Source organism: Pseudomonas sp. LBUM1652 (genome assembly GCF_059716105.1).
The window spans coordinates 1,694,923-1,709,632 of record NZ_CP166804.1 but is presented as its reverse complement, the minus strand read 5'-3'; the positions used below and the strand labels follow the sequence as shown (position 1 = coordinate 1,709,632).

13 protein-coding genes and 1 pseudogene are annotated in these 14,710 nt (G+C 52.2%); 5 read left to right on the top strand and 9 right to left on the bottom strand.

Annotated elements, in window-relative coordinates:
• Window positions 1-85: 85 nt before the first annotated feature.
• From ACA069_RS07795 to ACA069_RS07785, 3 genes are all read right to left on the bottom strand, one after another.
• A complete protein-coding gene (locus tag ACA069_RS07795; protein ID WP_497616972.1) occupies window positions 86-1,375 on the bottom strand; it encodes a sensor domain-containing diguanylate cyclase in 1,290 nt (429 codons plus the stop codon).
• On the bottom strand, window positions 1,372-1,740 hold the full coding sequence (locus tag ACA069_RS07790; RefSeq protein ID WP_497616970.1) for a hypothetical protein: 369 nt from the start codon (window positions 1,738-1,740) through the stop codon (window positions 1,372-1,374). The genes ACA069_RS07795 and ACA069_RS07790 overlap by 4 nt, the downstream gene beginning before the upstream one ends.
• 475 nt (window positions 1,741-2,215) lie before the next feature.
• A complete protein-coding gene (locus ACA069_RS07785; protein WP_187680976.1) occupies window positions 2,216-2,545 on the bottom strand; it encodes a YuaX family protein in 330 nt (109 codons plus the stop codon).
• A gap of 210 nt (window positions 2,546-2,755) precedes the next feature.
• On the opposite strand from ACA069_RS07785, the gene ACA069_RS07780 reads away from it, so the two are divergent.
• Window positions 2,756-3,556, top strand: a complete 801-nt coding sequence (locus ACA069_RS07780) for a CHAD domain-containing protein (protein ID WP_497616969.1) — start codon at window positions 2,756-2,758, stop codon at window positions 3,554-3,556.
• 57 nt (window positions 3,557-3,613) lie between these two features.
• Here ACA069_RS07780 and ACA069_RS07775 read toward each other — a convergent pair whose 3' ends face one another.
• A complete protein-coding gene (locus ACA069_RS07775) occupies window positions 3,614-3,796 on the bottom strand; it encodes a hypothetical protein (RefSeq protein WP_187680978.1) in 183 nt (60 codons plus the stop codon).
• Between the two features lie 52 nt (window positions 3,797-3,848).
• Window positions 3,849-4,070, bottom strand: a complete 222-nt coding sequence (locus ACA069_RS07770; RefSeq protein ID WP_187680979.1) for a hypothetical protein — start codon at window positions 4,068-4,070, stop codon at window positions 3,849-3,851.
• Between the two features lie 231 nt (window positions 4,071-4,301).
• Here ACA069_RS07770 and ACA069_RS07765 point away from each other — a divergent pair, with 231 nt between their 5' ends.
• Window positions 4,302-4,724, top strand: coding sequence for an arsenate reductase ArsC (locus tag ACA069_RS07765; protein WP_497616967.1), 423 nt, complete (start codon window positions 4,302-4,304; stop codon window positions 4,722-4,724).
• A gap of 500 nt (window positions 4,725-5,224) precedes the next feature.
• On the opposite strand, the gene ACA069_RS07760 is transcribed toward ACA069_RS07765, so the two are convergent.
• Both ACA069_RS07760 and ACA069_RS07755 read right to left on the bottom strand, forming a co-directional pair.
• Window positions 5,225-5,590, bottom strand: a complete 366-nt coding sequence (locus ACA069_RS07760; RefSeq protein ID WP_497616966.1) for a histone-like nucleoid-structuring protein, MvaT/MvaU family — start codon at window positions 5,588-5,590, stop codon at window positions 5,225-5,227.
• A 196-nt stretch (window positions 5,591-5,786) separates the two neighbouring features.
• Window positions 5,787-6,497: an SOS response-associated peptidase family protein gene (locus tag ACA069_RS07755; RefSeq protein ID WP_497616965.1), complete on the bottom strand. Its 711-nt coding sequence runs from the start codon at window positions 6,495-6,497 to the stop codon at window positions 5,787-5,789.
• 98 nt (window positions 6,498-6,595) lie between these two features.
• Between ACA069_RS07755 and ACA069_RS07750 the strand changes: the two genes are divergently transcribed.
• Window positions 6,596-7,027 (top strand): LexA family protein, encoded by a 432-nt coding sequence (locus ACA069_RS07750; RefSeq protein ID WP_497616964.1) that lies wholly within the window; start codon window positions 6,596-6,598, stop codon window positions 7,025-7,027.
• Entirely contained in the window at window positions 7,014-8,294 is a 1,281-nt protein-coding gene (gene umuC, locus ACA069_RS07745) for a translesion error-prone DNA polymerase V subunit UmuC (protein WP_497616962.1), read from the top strand. Before ACA069_RS07750 ends, umuC begins: the two co-directional genes overlap by 14 nt.
• 164 nt (window positions 8,295-8,458) lie before the next feature.
• On the opposite strand, the gene ACA069_RS07740 is transcribed toward umuC, so the two are convergent.
• A complete protein-coding gene (locus ACA069_RS07740) occupies window positions 8,459-9,517 on the bottom strand; it encodes an SDR family oxidoreductase (protein WP_497616961.1) in 1,059 nt (352 codons plus the stop codon).
• Window positions 9,518-9,655: 138 nt separating this feature from the next.
• Here ACA069_RS07740 and ACA069_RS07735 point away from each other — a divergent pair, with 138 nt between their 5' ends.
• The gene (locus tag ACA069_RS07735) at window positions 9,656-10,612 is read left to right on the top strand and encodes a LysR family transcriptional regulator (protein ID WP_497616960.1); all 957 of its coding nucleotides are present in this window, start codon (window positions 9,656-9,658) and stop codon (window positions 10,610-10,612) included.
• Between the two features lie 266 nt (window positions 10,613-10,878).
• Here ACA069_RS07735 and ACA069_RS07730 read toward each other — a convergent pair.
• A pseudogene (locus ACA069_RS07730) lies at window positions 10,879-13,692 on the bottom strand (beta strand repeat-containing protein); the annotation flags it as partial.
• Window positions 13,693-14,710 lie beyond the last annotated feature (1,018 nt).

The following is a 14,710-nucleotide window of genomic DNA, read 5'->3' as shown; positions in this document are numbered from 1 at the left end:
CATATTGCGGCGCCCCTCTAGAAGAAACTAAAATGCGTGTATTTTTCCCGCCTGACTTACGCCAGTCACCCCCAAACACCTTTCACTACAGGTCGTCAATATCAACTATGCGATTTCTACCCTTAGATTTTGCATGGTAGAGCGCGCTATCTGCGGAGACTAACAACTGCTTGAGAGTGGCTCTCGACTCATTCATTGAGGCGCAGCCAATACTGACAGTGATTTTTATTTTCTCACCACCAGCATCCACACTAGACGCCTCAATACTGCTCCTAAGTCGCTCAGCAATAACGGACGCCTCGATACTATTGATCTTAGGCAACATAACGACAAATTCTTCGCCCCCAAACCTAGCTATCGTATCTCCGGGACGAAGAACTCCCTCAGCAATTTTCACTATAGACTTAAGAACTTCGTCGCCAACTGGATGCCCCCAGCTATCATTAACACGCTTGAAGTGATCGGCGTCTAGCATGACTATAGATATTGAGTGTTGATATCGATGTGCCCTAGCAAATTCTTTCTCTGCCAAGTTGAAAAAGTGAGCGCGGTTAACTGCGCCTGTAAGGTGGTCTTTAGTGAGTAAATTAGCCAGATTATCACTCGACACCTTTCGCTCGGTGATATCTCGAAATACAACAGTATAGCCAGAAAACTCATCATCTTCGTCACGCAGGACGGCGATCATTGTTTGAGCAAAAAAATTGTGTCCTGATTTGTGTTGGCAAAGATAGTCTCGTGAGTGCCAACCTTCTTCGCGGGCGAATGTGAGTTGCTCATCCAAAATATCAACTTCCAAGGCGGACAAATTACAGAAGCGACCCAGCTTCTCACCAATAGCCTCGGATTCTGTGAAACCTGTTAAACGCTCTGCCGAAGGGCTCCAGCTATTGATTACCCCCTGCTTAGTCAAACCGAGAACTGCAAAGTCGTTAACAATCGTATAGATGGCGTCTAACCACGAGTCGGTCTGCCTTAATCTCCTTTCTGTTGCGACTTGACAAGATATATCAGTCAAAACTGTTATCAGGACATCTTCATTGACCTTTACGATTGTACATGCAAGGACAATACCTCCGTCTGCTGCTGACGACACGTGAACTCTATGATTTACACATATTGATCCGCACGACGCTCTAAAGCTCGTTACGAGGTTACGCAATTCAGGCGCCACAGAAGAAAGCGTCTCAAACAAGTTTTCAAGCCCTAGAGACTTAACTAGCGGCATCAACAATTGAGTTGCCATCGGATTAAGCATATCAATCTTGCCGCCTGGATCGGTTCTTACCAACCCTACGGGCGATAGATACATAAATGACAGTAGCGCTTCATACTCGGATTCAATTGAATCATTATCGTGCTCATCATTAATCATTTTGAAATCGCCCGATCAACCAACAGGAAGCGGGTGCTCGAATCACTTTCTTTCAGCAATCTTAACCTAACGGGTATTGGTCGCATTCTAAGTGCAAGGACATAAGAAATGATCACATCCAACTCAGATTCATTGTCAAATCTTTGAGCGACCATAGCATTATTTAAGCAGGGAGCAATTTCCAGAAATAAGTTCTTGCCTAAAACACGCGCCTGCCTTAAGGCCGCACTTGAGGCTTCATAAGTATTGTACACTACCACTTCTGAGCTGCCATTAAAGCCAATAACACCAAAGTCTAGAGTGTCCAGTCGGTCAGGTGCGGCCAACAATGCCTGTATCGATGCTTCTTCGAATGTAAGATTCATTTCCCTGCTCACTCGCGAAGTAAAATGTTGATTTGAGCACATCCTGGCTTGGCTTTATCCACCTAGCCGCACTGTAATGAGCGCACTCTCTTTTCAGTATTCAATACTGACATATCAGCAACCGAAAATTTTTGAGAGCGGACGGCTGTTTGCCAATTTAACCTTGAGGCCCTGTTCCACTGTCTCGCATCTCAAGCGCCTCCCTTCGGTACGCTGCAATACAGTGTAGTATCAAATCAAGAATGGCTCCTCATTTTACACTGGGGTGCCCACTCAGTTTTTTAACCAGCTCCCTGACTACAATCAGGGGAGCTATCGATCCTTTATGGAGGTTTTTTTGATATTGATACTCAAGCGCCTCTGGCTACGGCGCACTTTAGCTTAACAAAGCATTGGCTTCTCGACGCAGGCCTTTGCAATATCGCACTTCGCGTTGCCGTCTACTGGTCAATCATGGCAAGGGCCTAGTTCACTATTACGCTCTGCTGCTTCCCCGAAGAATATTCCAAGCTCTTGCAAGCGGATTGGCCGCCTTAAGCTGAGCGCTCTTGGACGCCACAACCTTGTGCTCGATGTTTTCCAGGTATTGGATCTTTAATTGATCTGCCAGCGGAGCAAGCACCGGGTTGCCCCTAAATCCAGCTAAGTGCGAGTCGATTACCGCCGATGTTTGCTTGGCAGCTGCCGCGACACTGGCGGGAATGGACGGGTCAAAGCGAATCGCCTCTAGCGTTAGATCAAGCTGCTGCAATATGGCCTCTGCATCACGCATCTGTTCACGAACTGCGTCTAGGGATATCTGCATCGTCCACTATCCTTAGTGAGGTTAATTGGGTGGGATTGAAAGAGCGCGCTGCGTTCAGTGCGCTGACTTGAAACTGAAATAAAATTGTAGGCTACAGTGAGCAAGGCGTGTGGCGACTGATAGGGATCAATGTCGTTCGTTGCGCGAAATGGAGACGGCACCAATTGCTGCTAGTCTTTTCGAGGTGTGATCACAGGGGAGGCTCACTGCATGTCGTTCGCCGACAAATTTGTGGCTGAAATACTGAGTCTACAAGTGAGACTGTACAACGCACATGCACGTCTTGAGGCGCGCACGGATGGTGAGGCGTTACACGATCTAAGGATAGCCGTACGACGAATTAGAAGCCTGCTGAGACCTTTCCGCTCAGTAGAGGAGATGCAGGTGCTGAGCGAGGCTGCTGCGGAGGTTGGTCAGCAGACTACGCCGGCGCGCGATCTGGAAGTCCTCATCCAAGAACTAGAAAATAGAAAACTACCCCGGCTGGCACAACCCAGACGTCTCAAGCTGAACAACTTCTATGAGGCCGTCCTCAATGGCTTGCCGCTGAAACGGCTAATGGCGGCACTCGATGCGTGGCCTCAAGGTTTCCGTGCAGTTGAGCTCAAAGGAGGATGGTCGGGTATCCAGCCGAGTATTGAAAAAACGATCAAAAAGCAGGTCGACCGGCTCAATGTCGCGATAGAAAATAAGGAGTTTGACCGGCACGAATTGAGGGTGTTGGTAAAACGCACTCGCTACCTGACGGACGCGTTTCCGGCGCTGTCCCCGCTGTCGAATAGCGAGAACAAGATATTGAAAAGCTTGCAATCAGCTCTAGGTGATTGGCACGACCACTACCAGTGGTGCCAGCAGGCGTTGATTGAAAAGGATCTACTTCCATTACAGGCTGTATGGACGGCCTGCGCTGCAGCCTCCCTTGAAGAGGCTGAGACCCGGTTGTCGGAAGCAGCAAAGCAACTTCCAAAATCGCTGAGCAAAAAAAAGCTGCCTAAGTTGGCAGCTAAGTAAAGAGCCCGCGATGAGCACGATGTATGCCGACATTATGCTGACTCTTTTGAGTCATCTTCATGACAGTGCCTCGTCAGCGAGATAGATGTGCTCTGGCAGGGAGTGCGGTGCATTTATCCGATCTGTCAGCCGAATGACAAATGCCTCCGCCTCGATATAGGTAGAGAACCTGACACGGCAGGTGTCGAGCACAACAAACCATCCGGTATCCGTGTCTGCCTCTTCGATTTTGATCAACATCCTTGGAGTCCTTTCGCTGGGTGGCATCAGGGCGGAATGGGTGGAGCTCCCTTCAGAGAGAATTGGAGTCTAGCTCCTTCAGCGCATTGATCTGTGCTCTGATGCGTTCCGAATTGATATCGAGTGTCGACACCGCCCCCAGGATGGTGCTGGAAGCTTCCGTTCCACCTCGCTGATCAATCCACATCCCTATCGACTCGACAGCATCCGCCAGCGCGAGCTGGTTTTCGTGGAGGGCTTCCAAAATAGCTGACAGCTGGTTTTGAACTGACATGACGCCACCTCATCAATACAGAATTGAGCTTAGCAGACGCCCCGCGCCGGATTGCGTTACGAAAGCGCCGCTGGTAGGCCGTGCATCCCCTCTGGAGCGAAGTCGCGTTTAGAAGGCTAATACAGAGGCTCGATGCTGTTCGTCGAGAAACTCCGTAAGCCTTCTAAATGCTGCTGTAATCAATGAGGATCTGGCCAAGGCTCAACCATCTGCTCTAACTGGGAGATAACCATGTCAGAGAAGTACAGAGTGCTGTTCGTGTGTGCGAAAAACGACGTTCGCTCATTGTTAGCTGAGGCTTTGTTAAGACACACTGACTCCGGCCACTTTGAGGCATTCAGCGCAGGGCTGACCGTTGGTGAAACCGATCAGCGCACGCTCGAAACGCTTGAGCATATTGGCGTCGATTCAAGTGGGCTACGAAGCAAGTCAATCGACGAGTTTCAGGGGCAGGATTTTCACTACGTTGTCACCTTGTGTGACAAATCATCTGAGGAAGCATCACGGATGCCATCATCAGAAGAGATAATGACTTGGAACTTCGAGGATCCGGCTACCAGTGAAAAGCCTGAGCCTTTTCGCCATGCCCTCCAGGAAATCCATGACCGCATCAAGATGTTCGTCACGGTAAAAACTCGAAATACCTCAGCGTAGGCCTACCCATTTCTTCAGAGCCTAAGGCGGACAAAAACGGTCGTCCAGAATGTCAGCCAGCAACCGTTGATCCATCGTCATCGCTCTGCCATTTAACTGTCACATTCCTCACCTAAGTTTCCTTCGCCAAGATGCTCAAAGGGGGCTATATGAATACTGCGTGCTGGCTAAAGACTCGGCGTATAGCTGCCAACCTCAGTTCACGAAGGAGGATCATTAGTGCGCTTTGCAGCCGTAATTCTCCAGTGATCAGAACAGCTGAATACCAGGCTACCCTTTTACAGCGATATCCAATGGGCCTCATAAGCAGTGCTGAAGTCGAAGCCTTGTTAGACAGTTGGCTTTCCTCTGCCGGGCGTTATCAGAGGTTGGATCTCACCTGATTCACAATAACTTGTACGGCGCTGTGGATTGATCAAAACAAGTCACGCGAGAGCAGTTACTGATTTGACTACAAACAAAAAGGGCCCTGAAGGGCCCTATGTTCTTTCATCCCGAAATTACTTGGTCAGCCAGGACTCAACGGTCGCGGAACCATGCTCTGACTTCCATTCTTTCAATGTCTTGTGGTTACCACCCTTTGTCTCGACAACCTCCCCTGTGTGAGGATTTTTATAAACCTTCAACTGGCGAGGCTTGCGACTGCCAGCTTTCGACTCGACGGCTGGAGCGCGACGACCGGCGTGTGGATCCAGCAGATTGATCACGTCTTTCAGGCTGTAGCCGTATTTTACGAGCAAATCACGCAGCTTGGTTTCGAATTCAATTTCTTTCTTGAGGCCGGCGTCACCCTTGAGGGCTTCGAGCGCTTGGAGTTGCTCGGCGAGGTGTTTTTCGAGTTGGCGGAACTCTGCGAGTTTGGACATGACTGATCTCGTTTTGATAATTAACTAAGAGTGTATTGCAGATCCGGAATTTGTGCTTGGATCGTAGCGCGTCAAAAATTACCCCGCTGATAATTATAAGTAAGCTTTAATCTGGAATAGTTCGATAGAGATCGGTTACCCCCCCAAAGCGGCTGAGTTCGCCAGCCCCAGCAATGTCGCCACATCGAGGTTCAACTCAGTCATCGACATCCGAGGCGAGAGAAATCGGTTCAATCAGATGTGGGCCCTGGTTACGGACGTTACCCACATCCCTGCTCACCTTGTACCAGTGAAAGTCAGCAGCGGGCCTGCAGTGCTGCAATGCAATTTCCCGTGCTCGCTCAGGTGAAGTGTCGGGATCGATCCATTCGCGAGCGTGCTCAGGTGACAAGACCAGAGGCTTGCGATCATGGATATCGACCATGCCTTGGTCACTCGCAGCGGTGATGATGACGAAGCCATCGCGATCATCCGGCTCCAGGCCTTCGTGTACTTCTGCCAAGCCGGCAAAGAACATCGGAATCTGCTCTTTCAGCGTAATGAAATACGGCTGTTTTTTTTTCGGATCATCTGCGTCATTGACCCATTCGAACCAACCGTTCGCCGGTGCGAGTACGCGACCATCTGGCCAGAGCTGATTGAAAAATTTCCCAGTCATGACGGTCTCGACTCTCGCGTTTATCGGGTCAGGACGCTTTCCCTTCGCCCAGAACGGCGCCCATCCCCATTTAACCTTATCGACACTCAAGCCCTCTCCCGCTGGCCGAATAATTTCCACCCGCGTCGAAGGCGCGACGTTGTACCGCTCGACGGGCCAGAGGTCATAGCCATTGATCACCAGCTGCTTTGGCGCAAGCTCCGTGAGGTAATGATCCATCGATTCGTAGATCGAATAGCGTCCGCACATGATGTCACCCGTCGAATTGTCATACCTATGAGATTGACCGCAAGCGAACCAAATCGTTAACTGTATGCATGTACAGTTAACCTCAAAAGGATTGCATCATGAGCATCACCATCCTTGGCCCTCTCGCGTCTGGCGGCAGGAGGCTGCCCCTATATTCATCTAGAGTGCCGGCGGGCTTCCCCTCCCCTGCAGCTGATCACATCGAAAAGCACATTTCCCTTGATGAACTGTTCGATATCCGCGCGCCGCACGTGTACCTGGCGAGAATCGATGGGGACAGCATGCAGGGCGCAGGAATCTATTCAGGGGATCTTGTGGTTGTTGATCGAAGCATCGATGCGGTCAGTGGCGATATCGTCATTGCCGCGCTGAACTCGGAGCCTTTCTGCAAGCGCCTACTTCTGCGTGAGAACGTCGTACTCCTCCTGTCGGAGAATCCGAAATATCCGGCAAGACATGTCATGGAGGGCGATGAGCTCGTGATCTGGGGTGTGGTGAAATACAGCGTTCGCGATCATGACAACACGTGAGCCAGTCTTTGCACTGATTGACTGCAACAGCTTCTACGCGAGCTGCGAGCGCGTCTTCAGGCCCGACTTGGCGAAGACGCCAATCGTGGTACTGTCCAACAACGACGGCTGTGTGATCGCGCGCAGCTATGACGCTAAGCCTTTCGTGAAAATGGGCCAGCCGTACTTCCAGATTAAAGACCATCTACGCCGGCATGGAATCGTGGCCTTCAGCAGTAATTACGCTCTGTACGGCGATATGAGCGAACGGGTCATGACGATCATCGAATCGATGGTGCCAGCGCTCGAGGTCTACAGCATCGATGAAGCGTTTGCCGATCTCACTGACCTCCCAGGCGATCTATCTGCTTTTGGGCGACACGTGCGCTCCACTCTCCTCAAGCGCACGGGAATTCCAGTCGGGGTGGGTATTGCCCGCACCAAGACGCTGGCGAAGCTGGCAAACCATACCGCCAAAAGGCTGTTGGATATCACCGGCGGCGTGGTCGATCTCTGCGACCCGTTCAAACGCGACTGGACGCTGCGCAACACCGATGTTGGAGAAGTTTGGGGAATCGGCAGGCGCATGAAAGCTCACCTAGAAGTGATGGGCATCAAGAGCGCCATGGATTTAGCGAAAGCTGATCCGAGGATGCTTCGCCAGAAATTCAGCGTGGTGATCGAGAAGACGGCACGTGAACTCGCCGGTATTCCATGTCTCGAACTAGGTGAGGCTGACCCGCCGAAGCAGGAAATCTGCTGCAGCAGAATGTTCGGCACGCGACTCACGCAGATCGAGCCGATCAAGGAAGCCGTTGCGACCTACACCCAGCGTGCGGCAGAAAAGCTCCGCGCGCAAAACTCGCTGTGCAAAAAGATCCGCGTGAGTATCAGGACAGGCATGTTAAATCCCGAAGAAGCGAAGTACGCGAACGGCGCCCTCGTCGAACTACCCTACCCGACAAACGACGTTCGACTCATGACCAAGGCTGCAACCGAAGCGGTCAATCGCCTCTTCCGACCGGGCTTCAAGTACAGCAAGGCGGAGGTTCTGCTGATGGATTTGCGACAGCCCGGCGAATTCACTGATGACCTGTTTGCACATTCCCAGCCTGTTACGGCGGACAAAGTGATGACCGTCCTGGATGAAATCAATGGCCGTTGGGGAAAGGGAGTTCTCCGGCTGGCCAGCGTGCCGGCGGCGCCCGATTGGGCAATGCGTAGAGAGCTGATGAGTCAGAGCTACACGACCAAGGTAAATGAGCTGTGGACGGTGAGAGCACGATAACGTCGCCGCAATAAGCAATTACGGCTTAAATAGCGCACTAGTGAATGACGGCTTTCGGCAATAGCGGTCAGTAGAGACTTTGTCTTTGCTGCGTTTCTCAAGCGCATCATTGCCGCTGGCGAGATCGCGTAAACCAGCGGCAATCTAAACAACTACTGATCTTTCTACGGAAGCACTCGCTGCTTCTTGAGGCTATCCAGCGCATCGAAAAGCGAAGCTTTCGAGTCGACCCTTTCAGTAAATCCGTATCGGTAGATTTTGTTCGTATCCGAGATGATGTCCGTCTCGGTGTGAAAGATGAAATCCCCAAACCCCCAGCCGACCAACTTGCCCAGATCAGGCTGGATCAAATTGTGGCATTCGGCGATTTCCCGCCACAGCGCGGCCTTGTCGGGCATGTGGCGTGCAAGCGTCAATGGAACCGGAGACGCCGTTTCCATCCCAAAATGTTTGGCCGTGTCTTGCCACATACGCTCCCAGCGGAAAATGTCGCCGTTGGCGATGTTGAAAGCCTCTCCACCAGCAGACTCGCTGAGTGCGGCCCAGACGCTGGCCCGTGCCAGTAACCCGGCATCGGTGAATTGCAGCAATTGACCGTAGGCTTTATCGGTGCCGGGAAATCGCAACGGGATATCCAGCGCACGGGACAGCTCGGTGAAAACGCCGATGACCAGCGCAATATTCATCGTGTTGCCGTAGATATCCCCGACCACCAGATCGGGACGCAGCGCCACGTAATCCCAGCGGCTGTGTTCGGCACGCTTTCTAAGCTGGGCTTCCTGTGCAAGGTACAGGTTCGGTGGCATATGCCCCGCATCACTCTCCAGTGCGGGCGTGCGAACCTTCGCGCCGAGGTGAGAGCCGTAAATTTTAAAGCCCTGATAGATGACCACTCGCTGAAGAGCGGAATTCACCTGCTCAAGTCCATCTAGCACGTTGGCCAGCATGTTGGCATTGCGACTTGCTTCCACCGCCAGATCCGGATCGGGACTGAAGGCCGCGTAAAAAACATGAGTCGTGTCTCGGGCAGCATTCACAGCGATGGCCACTGCTTCGGCATCCGTGAGATCCGCCAGTATCGTCTCGGTGCCCACGACGGTTCGGCGATCAAGCGCCCTGACCCGCCAGCCTTCGCGCTTGAGTTCCTCTGCCACGGCATGGCCGATGATGCCGTTCGCGCCGACAACAAGCGCGACTTTTGGATTTGCTGGAGTAGGGTTCATGCAGCATCCCCATTTCGAATTCTGTTCATTTCATTTCTCCTTCCGTACCTTGTGCACGGGGTTCAGAGAGATGATGCCTCCGAGATGATCTGTGATATAGACTGCTATCACGAATGGCTTATATGACATAAATTCACAATGGCACGCTGGGATATCAACCGTCTGGCAGAGATGGAAGTGTTCGTCCGAGTGATTGAACTCGGCAATTTTTCATTGGCGGCGCGGGACTTCCGCATGACACCTTCGGCGGTCAGCAAGTTGTTATCCCGCCTGGAGACTCGCCTTCAGGCACGCTTGCTGAACAGAACCACGCGGCGACTGACGCCCACGCCGGAAGGTCATTCGTTCTATGAACAATGCGTCAGAATTCTTGCGGATGTGGAGGATGCTGAACGCAGCACCTCCGGACAGGGCGATCCGCGGGGGCTTCTCAGGGTCAGTGCCAGTGTGCCTTTTGCCCGAGGAGTTTTATTACCCTTGATCCCCGAATTCCTCTCGCGCTACACAGGTATAGAGCTGGATATCGTACTGACGGATCAAGTGGTGAATCTGATTGAGGAGCGCACCGACGTTGCGATCCGTCACGGCCCGCTGGAAAGTTCGCGCCTGGTGGCGAGAAAGCTGGGCGAAACACGGATGGTCGTCGTCGCAGCTCCCCAGTATCTGGAGCGCCATGGTCTGCCGACCGTGCCAGAAGACTTGACCCGCCATAACCGCTTGGACTTCGGTTACACACGCACACTGAAAGGCTGGCCTTTCATCGTGAATGGCTCGCAATGGATTGTCTCGCCAGTGGGTAATGTGACGGCGAGTGACGGTGAGGCTCTTCGCCAGTTAGCGCTGGCAGGAGTAGGCTTGGCTCGTCTCGATGAGTTCCAAGTGGTTGAGGACATTGAATCAGGAAAACTTCTTCCGATACTGCAAGCCTTCAACCCTGGAGACATTGATCCCGTCCATGCGGTATTTCTCGGCCAAGGCACGCAGATGCCGTTACGGGTTCGTGTTTTTCTCGATTATTTGAGCGTGAACGTACAACTCAAAAGGCTGGAACATAGTCAGGAGCCTGATGAAAAGCGGATGGGCGAGGCTTGGTAAAACAGGTATTTAGTAAATGCCACCTCGCCACATGTGCTCACTTGAGCACCGCTTAGTCCGCAATGGGTCGTTTTCTCCGTCACGACTGGCTGCAAAGGGTCGTTCTCTGCTCTTAGCGACAGGCAACAATCGGCCACGAGCGGCCACGAGCGGACACTCAACATAACTCCTAGTCACCATGGTGCAGAATGCCCTTCCAAAGAGCGGCAGCCTCGATTAAATATTTTCTCACTGCTTAGGGATTACACCCCTCGAAAATATCGTTATTACTCCTCTGCTTTATTCACAATATTTCCATCTTCATCTACTTGATACGGCGTATCAGCCTCTACTCCATTTTTTCCTGTGTTGACTACCTTGTTGGTATAGCGCTTCCCATCCCAGCATCTGAAAATCAGTGTCGAGTTCTCCCCGCCAGTCAGAGTTGAGCCCAGGCTGCCGATGAGCCTGCTGTGGGCACCCGCTGTCAGAACGCTGTTCTTGCCGGCAGTGAGCGTGCTTCGGTCTCCGGCCATGAGCACACAATCGTTGCCGGCAGTTAGTTTGCTGCGATCGCCAGCGGTGAGATAGCTGTTGCTGCCAGCCAATAGTTTGCTTCGGTCGCCCGCAGTCTGCGTGCTGTCTTTACCAGCAATAAGCTTGCTGCGCTCGCCGGCCATCTGAATACTGTCGGCACCGGATATCAGCGTGCTGCGATAGCCTGCAGTTTGCGAGCTGCCCTTGCCGGCGATAAGCATACTTTTGTGCCCGGCAATTTGAGTGCTTTCATGACCCGCAATTAGTGAGCTTCGATGACTCGCAATCTGGTTGCTACCGTATCCGGCAGTCAGGCTGCTGTGCATCCCGGACGTCAAACTGCTGCCATATCCCGCCGTCAGTACGCTACGAAGCCCACTGATCAACGTGCTGCCGTAACCCGCCGTCAAGAAACTGCGAATGCCGCTGGTCAAAGTACTGCCATAACCCGCAATCAGTGAACTGTCCTGGCCTGCCGTTCCTGTGCTCCCGTAACCGGCGGTGAGCGTGCTGTCTCGCTCTGCCGTCTGCGTACTACCATAGCCGGCCGTCAACGTGCTCTCGTAGCCAGCGGTCTGGGTGCTGCCATAACCTGCGATTAATGAGCTGGAAAATCCAGCTGTTTCAGTACTGCCGTAGCCAGCGGTGAGCGTGCTGCTGTCTTGAGCGGTCAGCGTACTGCCATAGCCCGCCGTCAAAGTGCTCTCGTAGCCCGCGATCTGGGTACTTCCATAACCTGCGACCAGAGAGCTGTCATAGCCTGCAGTAGACGTACTGCCATAACCAGTCGTCAAACTGCTGTTGTAGCCAGCTGTTTGAGTACTGCCATACCCTGCAATCAAAGTACTGCTATAGCCAGCGGTTGAGGTACTGCCATAACCCGTGGTGAGTGAGCTTTCTTCCTGGGCAGTTTGGGTGCTGCCATAGCCTGCGGTCAGCGTGCTTTTGTAGCCCGCTGTTTGAGTACTTCCGTAGCCAGCAATAAGTGAGCTTTCGTAGCCGGCTGTTGATGTGCTGCCATAGCCAGTGGTGAGTGAGCTTTCTTCCTGGGCAGTTTGGGTGCTGCCGTAGCCTGCGGTCAGCGTGCTTTTGTAGCCCGCAGTTTGAGTACTTCCATAGCCAGCAATAAGTGAGCTTTCGTAGCCGGCTGTTGATGTGCTGCCATAGCCAGTGGTGAGTGAGCTTTCTTCCTGGGCAGTTTGGGTGCTGCCGTAGCCTGCGGTCAGCGTGCTTTTGTAGCCCGCAGTTTGAGTACTTCCGTAGCCAGCAATAAGTGAGCTTTCGTAGCCGGCTGTTGATGTGCTGCCATAGCCAGTGGTGAGTGAGCTTTCTTCCTGGGCAGTTTGAGTACTGCCATAACCGGCAGTCAGGGTGCTTTCATATCCCGTAGTTTGGGTACTACCGTAACCTGCGATTAGAAAACTGCTGAAACCTGCTGTTGAAGTACTGCCATAGCCGGCCGTGAGCGAACTGCTTTCCTGAGCGGTCTGGGTACTGCCATAGCCTGCTGTAAGAACGCTCCGGTAACCAGCAGTTTGGGTGCTGCCATATCCGGCAATGAGTGTGCTGTCATAGCCGGCTGTTGAGGTGCTGCCGTAACCCGCCGTGAGTGAGCTGCCTTCCTGAGCGGTTTGTGTACTGCCATAACCTGCTGTCAGTTTACTTTCATGACCCGCAGTCTGAGTACTCCCATAGCCTGCAATAAGAGAACTGTCCGGGCCAGCAGTCCCGGTACTGCCATAGCCGGCTGTGAGTGAACTCCCTTCCTGAGCCGTTTGCGTGCTGCCGTACCCCGCAGTAAGTACGCTGCCATGACCAGCGGTCTGTGTGCTCCCGTAGCCGGCGATCAGCGAACTGTCGGATCCAGCGGTGCCCGTGCTGCCATAGCCGGCGGTGAGATCGCTGCGTTCTTGGGCCGTCTGCGTGCTGCCATAACCTGCTGTTAGTGAGCTTTCTTCTCCAGCGGTTTGAGTGCTGCCGTAGCCGGCGATCAGCGAGCTATCGGATCCAGCGGTGCCCGTACTGCCATAGCCGGCGGTGAGATCGCTGCCTTCTTGGGCCGTCTGCGTGCTGCCATAACCTGCTGTTAGCGAGCTTTCCTCTCCAGCGGTTTGAGTACTGCCATAGCCGGCGATCAGCGAGCTATCGGATCCAGCTGTGCCCGTACTGCCATAGCCGGCGGTGAGATCGCTGCCTTCTTGGGCCGTCTGCGTGCTGCCATAACCTGCTGTTAGCGAGCTTTCCTCTCCAGCGGTTTGAGTACTGCCATAGCCGGCGATCAGCGAGCTATCGGATCCAGCTGTGCCCGTACTGCCATAGCCGGCGGTGAGATCGCTGCCTTCTTGGGCCGTCTGCGTACTGCCATAACCTGCTGTTAGCGAGCTTTCCTCTCCAGCGGTTTGAGTGCTGCCGTAGCCAGCAATGATCGAACTATCAGATCCTGAGGTTCCAGTACTCCCGTATCCTGCAATCAGTGTGCTGCGATCTCCAGCGGTTTCAGTACTGCCGTAACCTGCGATGAGCTGACTCTGATTTGAACCCGTGAGCGTACTACCATAAACAGCTGTCTCTAGCGTTTGTAGAGTTTGTAGAGTTTGTAGAGTTTGTAGAGTTTGATCTGTTGCTTCAGGTGGCCTGAAAGAGTCCTTGTTCATTTCCGGGCGCACTTCAGAAAAAGCAAATGGCTCAACCAAATCTGCTGAATGTGACGCATAGTTTGAAAAGTTACTCGAAATATACCCTAAGGCACTATTTCGTATTCCAACATGAACCACTTCAGCTCGGGGGAATTTAACGCATCCATCTATATCCAGACTAATAATTTCGTCAACTGCAACTTCACAGACGATCCATTTGGCGTCGGCTTGCATATTTAAATGGATGCTTGTTCCCTTTCCCCAGAGCAAGCCGGATAAACCATTTTCGAGTTTTCTCGTAGGCTCCCAAAATTTGCATTCCACGAGACCCGAAACGGGCCAGATCAGGCCGCAGTGATCACCCATGTTATTGGAGCAAGTGCGTAAAACTAAAACTTTTACATCATTCATCTCAACATCCCCATCATCTTTTTACTAAGGAATAGCGCCGCATGCTTGTAAAAAAATAGCAGTTAAAGACGGTGAGATGATTATTTATAATTTCATGATCGCGCGGGGCTAGTGTGATTACAAATCAATAACATGAAGTTAATTTTTTTATTAAAATCCATGTGGCAATCTATAGTAATTTTATATTGCAAACTTCAGGTTTTTACGCCAAATCACTTTGACTTTCGAGACGTAGAGGCTTGAGGAGCTTATTGAAAAATCATCAATAAATTCAATGCCCCACCTCAGCTCTAATAAAGTTTTTGCAGATATTGTAAGTGGCCGGGTGAAAGGCTGCTCTGTAGCTAACAATGAATATAAGTATATTGTCACTTAATATTACAGGGTGGGCCGCTCTCACTGGGATGTGGGATCGACTCCTCCTCGCACATCAGAGCAGCTAGAGTAGTAGAGGAAAGATTGAGCACGCACTAAAACAAAAGCAGTCGCTCGCTAAATCAGAATCTCGCAAAGAGTGATACCGATAATTACGGCG

What these genes read in the sequence shown, in the direction of transcription:
- ACA069_RS07795 (WP_497616972.1), bottom strand. Translation starts at nt 1,375, where the DNA reads ATGATTAATGATGAGCACGATAATGATTCAATTGAATCCGAGTATGAA.
- ACA069_RS07790 (WP_497616970.1), bottom strand. Translation starts at nt 1,740, where the DNA reads ATGAATCTTACATTCGAAGAAGCATCGATACAGGCATTGTTGGCCGCA.
- ACA069_RS07785 (WP_187680976.1), bottom strand. Translation starts at nt 2,545, where the DNA reads ATGCAGATATCCCTAGACGCAGTTCGTGAACAGATGCGTGATGCAGAG.
- ACA069_RS07780 (WP_497616969.1), top strand. Translation starts at nt 2,756, where the DNA reads ATGTCGTTCGCCGACAAATTTGTGGCTGAAATACTGAGTCTACAAGTG.
- ACA069_RS07775 (WP_187680978.1), bottom strand. Translation starts at nt 3,796, where the DNA reads ATGTTGATCAAAATCGAAGAGGCAGACACGGATACCGGATGGTTTGTT.
- ACA069_RS07770 (WP_187680979.1), bottom strand. Translation starts at nt 4,070, where the DNA reads ATGTCAGTTCAAAACCAGCTGTCAGCTATTTTGGAAGCCCTCCACGAA.
- ACA069_RS07765 (WP_497616967.1), top strand. Translation starts at nt 4,302, where the DNA reads ATGTCAGAGAAGTACAGAGTGCTGTTCGTGTGTGCGAAAAACGACGTT.
- ACA069_RS07760 (WP_497616966.1), bottom strand. Translation starts at nt 5,590, where the DNA reads ATGTCCAAACTCGCAGAGTTCCGCCAACTCGAAAAACACCTCGCCGAG.
- ACA069_RS07755 (WP_497616965.1), bottom strand. Translation starts at nt 6,497, where the DNA reads ATGTGCGGACGCTATTCGATCTACGAATCGATGGATCATTACCTCACG.
- ACA069_RS07750 (WP_497616964.1), top strand. Translation starts at nt 6,596, where the DNA reads ATGAGCATCACCATCCTTGGCCCTCTCGCGTCTGGCGGCAGGAGGCTG.
- umuC (WP_497616962.1), top strand. Translation starts at nt 7,014, where the DNA reads ATGACAACACGTGAGCCAGTCTTTGCACTGATTGACTGCAACAGCTTC.
- ACA069_RS07740 (WP_497616961.1), bottom strand. Translation starts at nt 9,517, where the DNA reads ATGAACCCTACTCCAGCAAATCCAAAAGTCGCGCTTGTTGTCGGCGCG.
- ACA069_RS07735 (WP_497616960.1), top strand. Translation starts at nt 9,656, where the DNA reads ATGGCACGCTGGGATATCAACCGTCTGGCAGAGATGGAAGTGTTCGTC.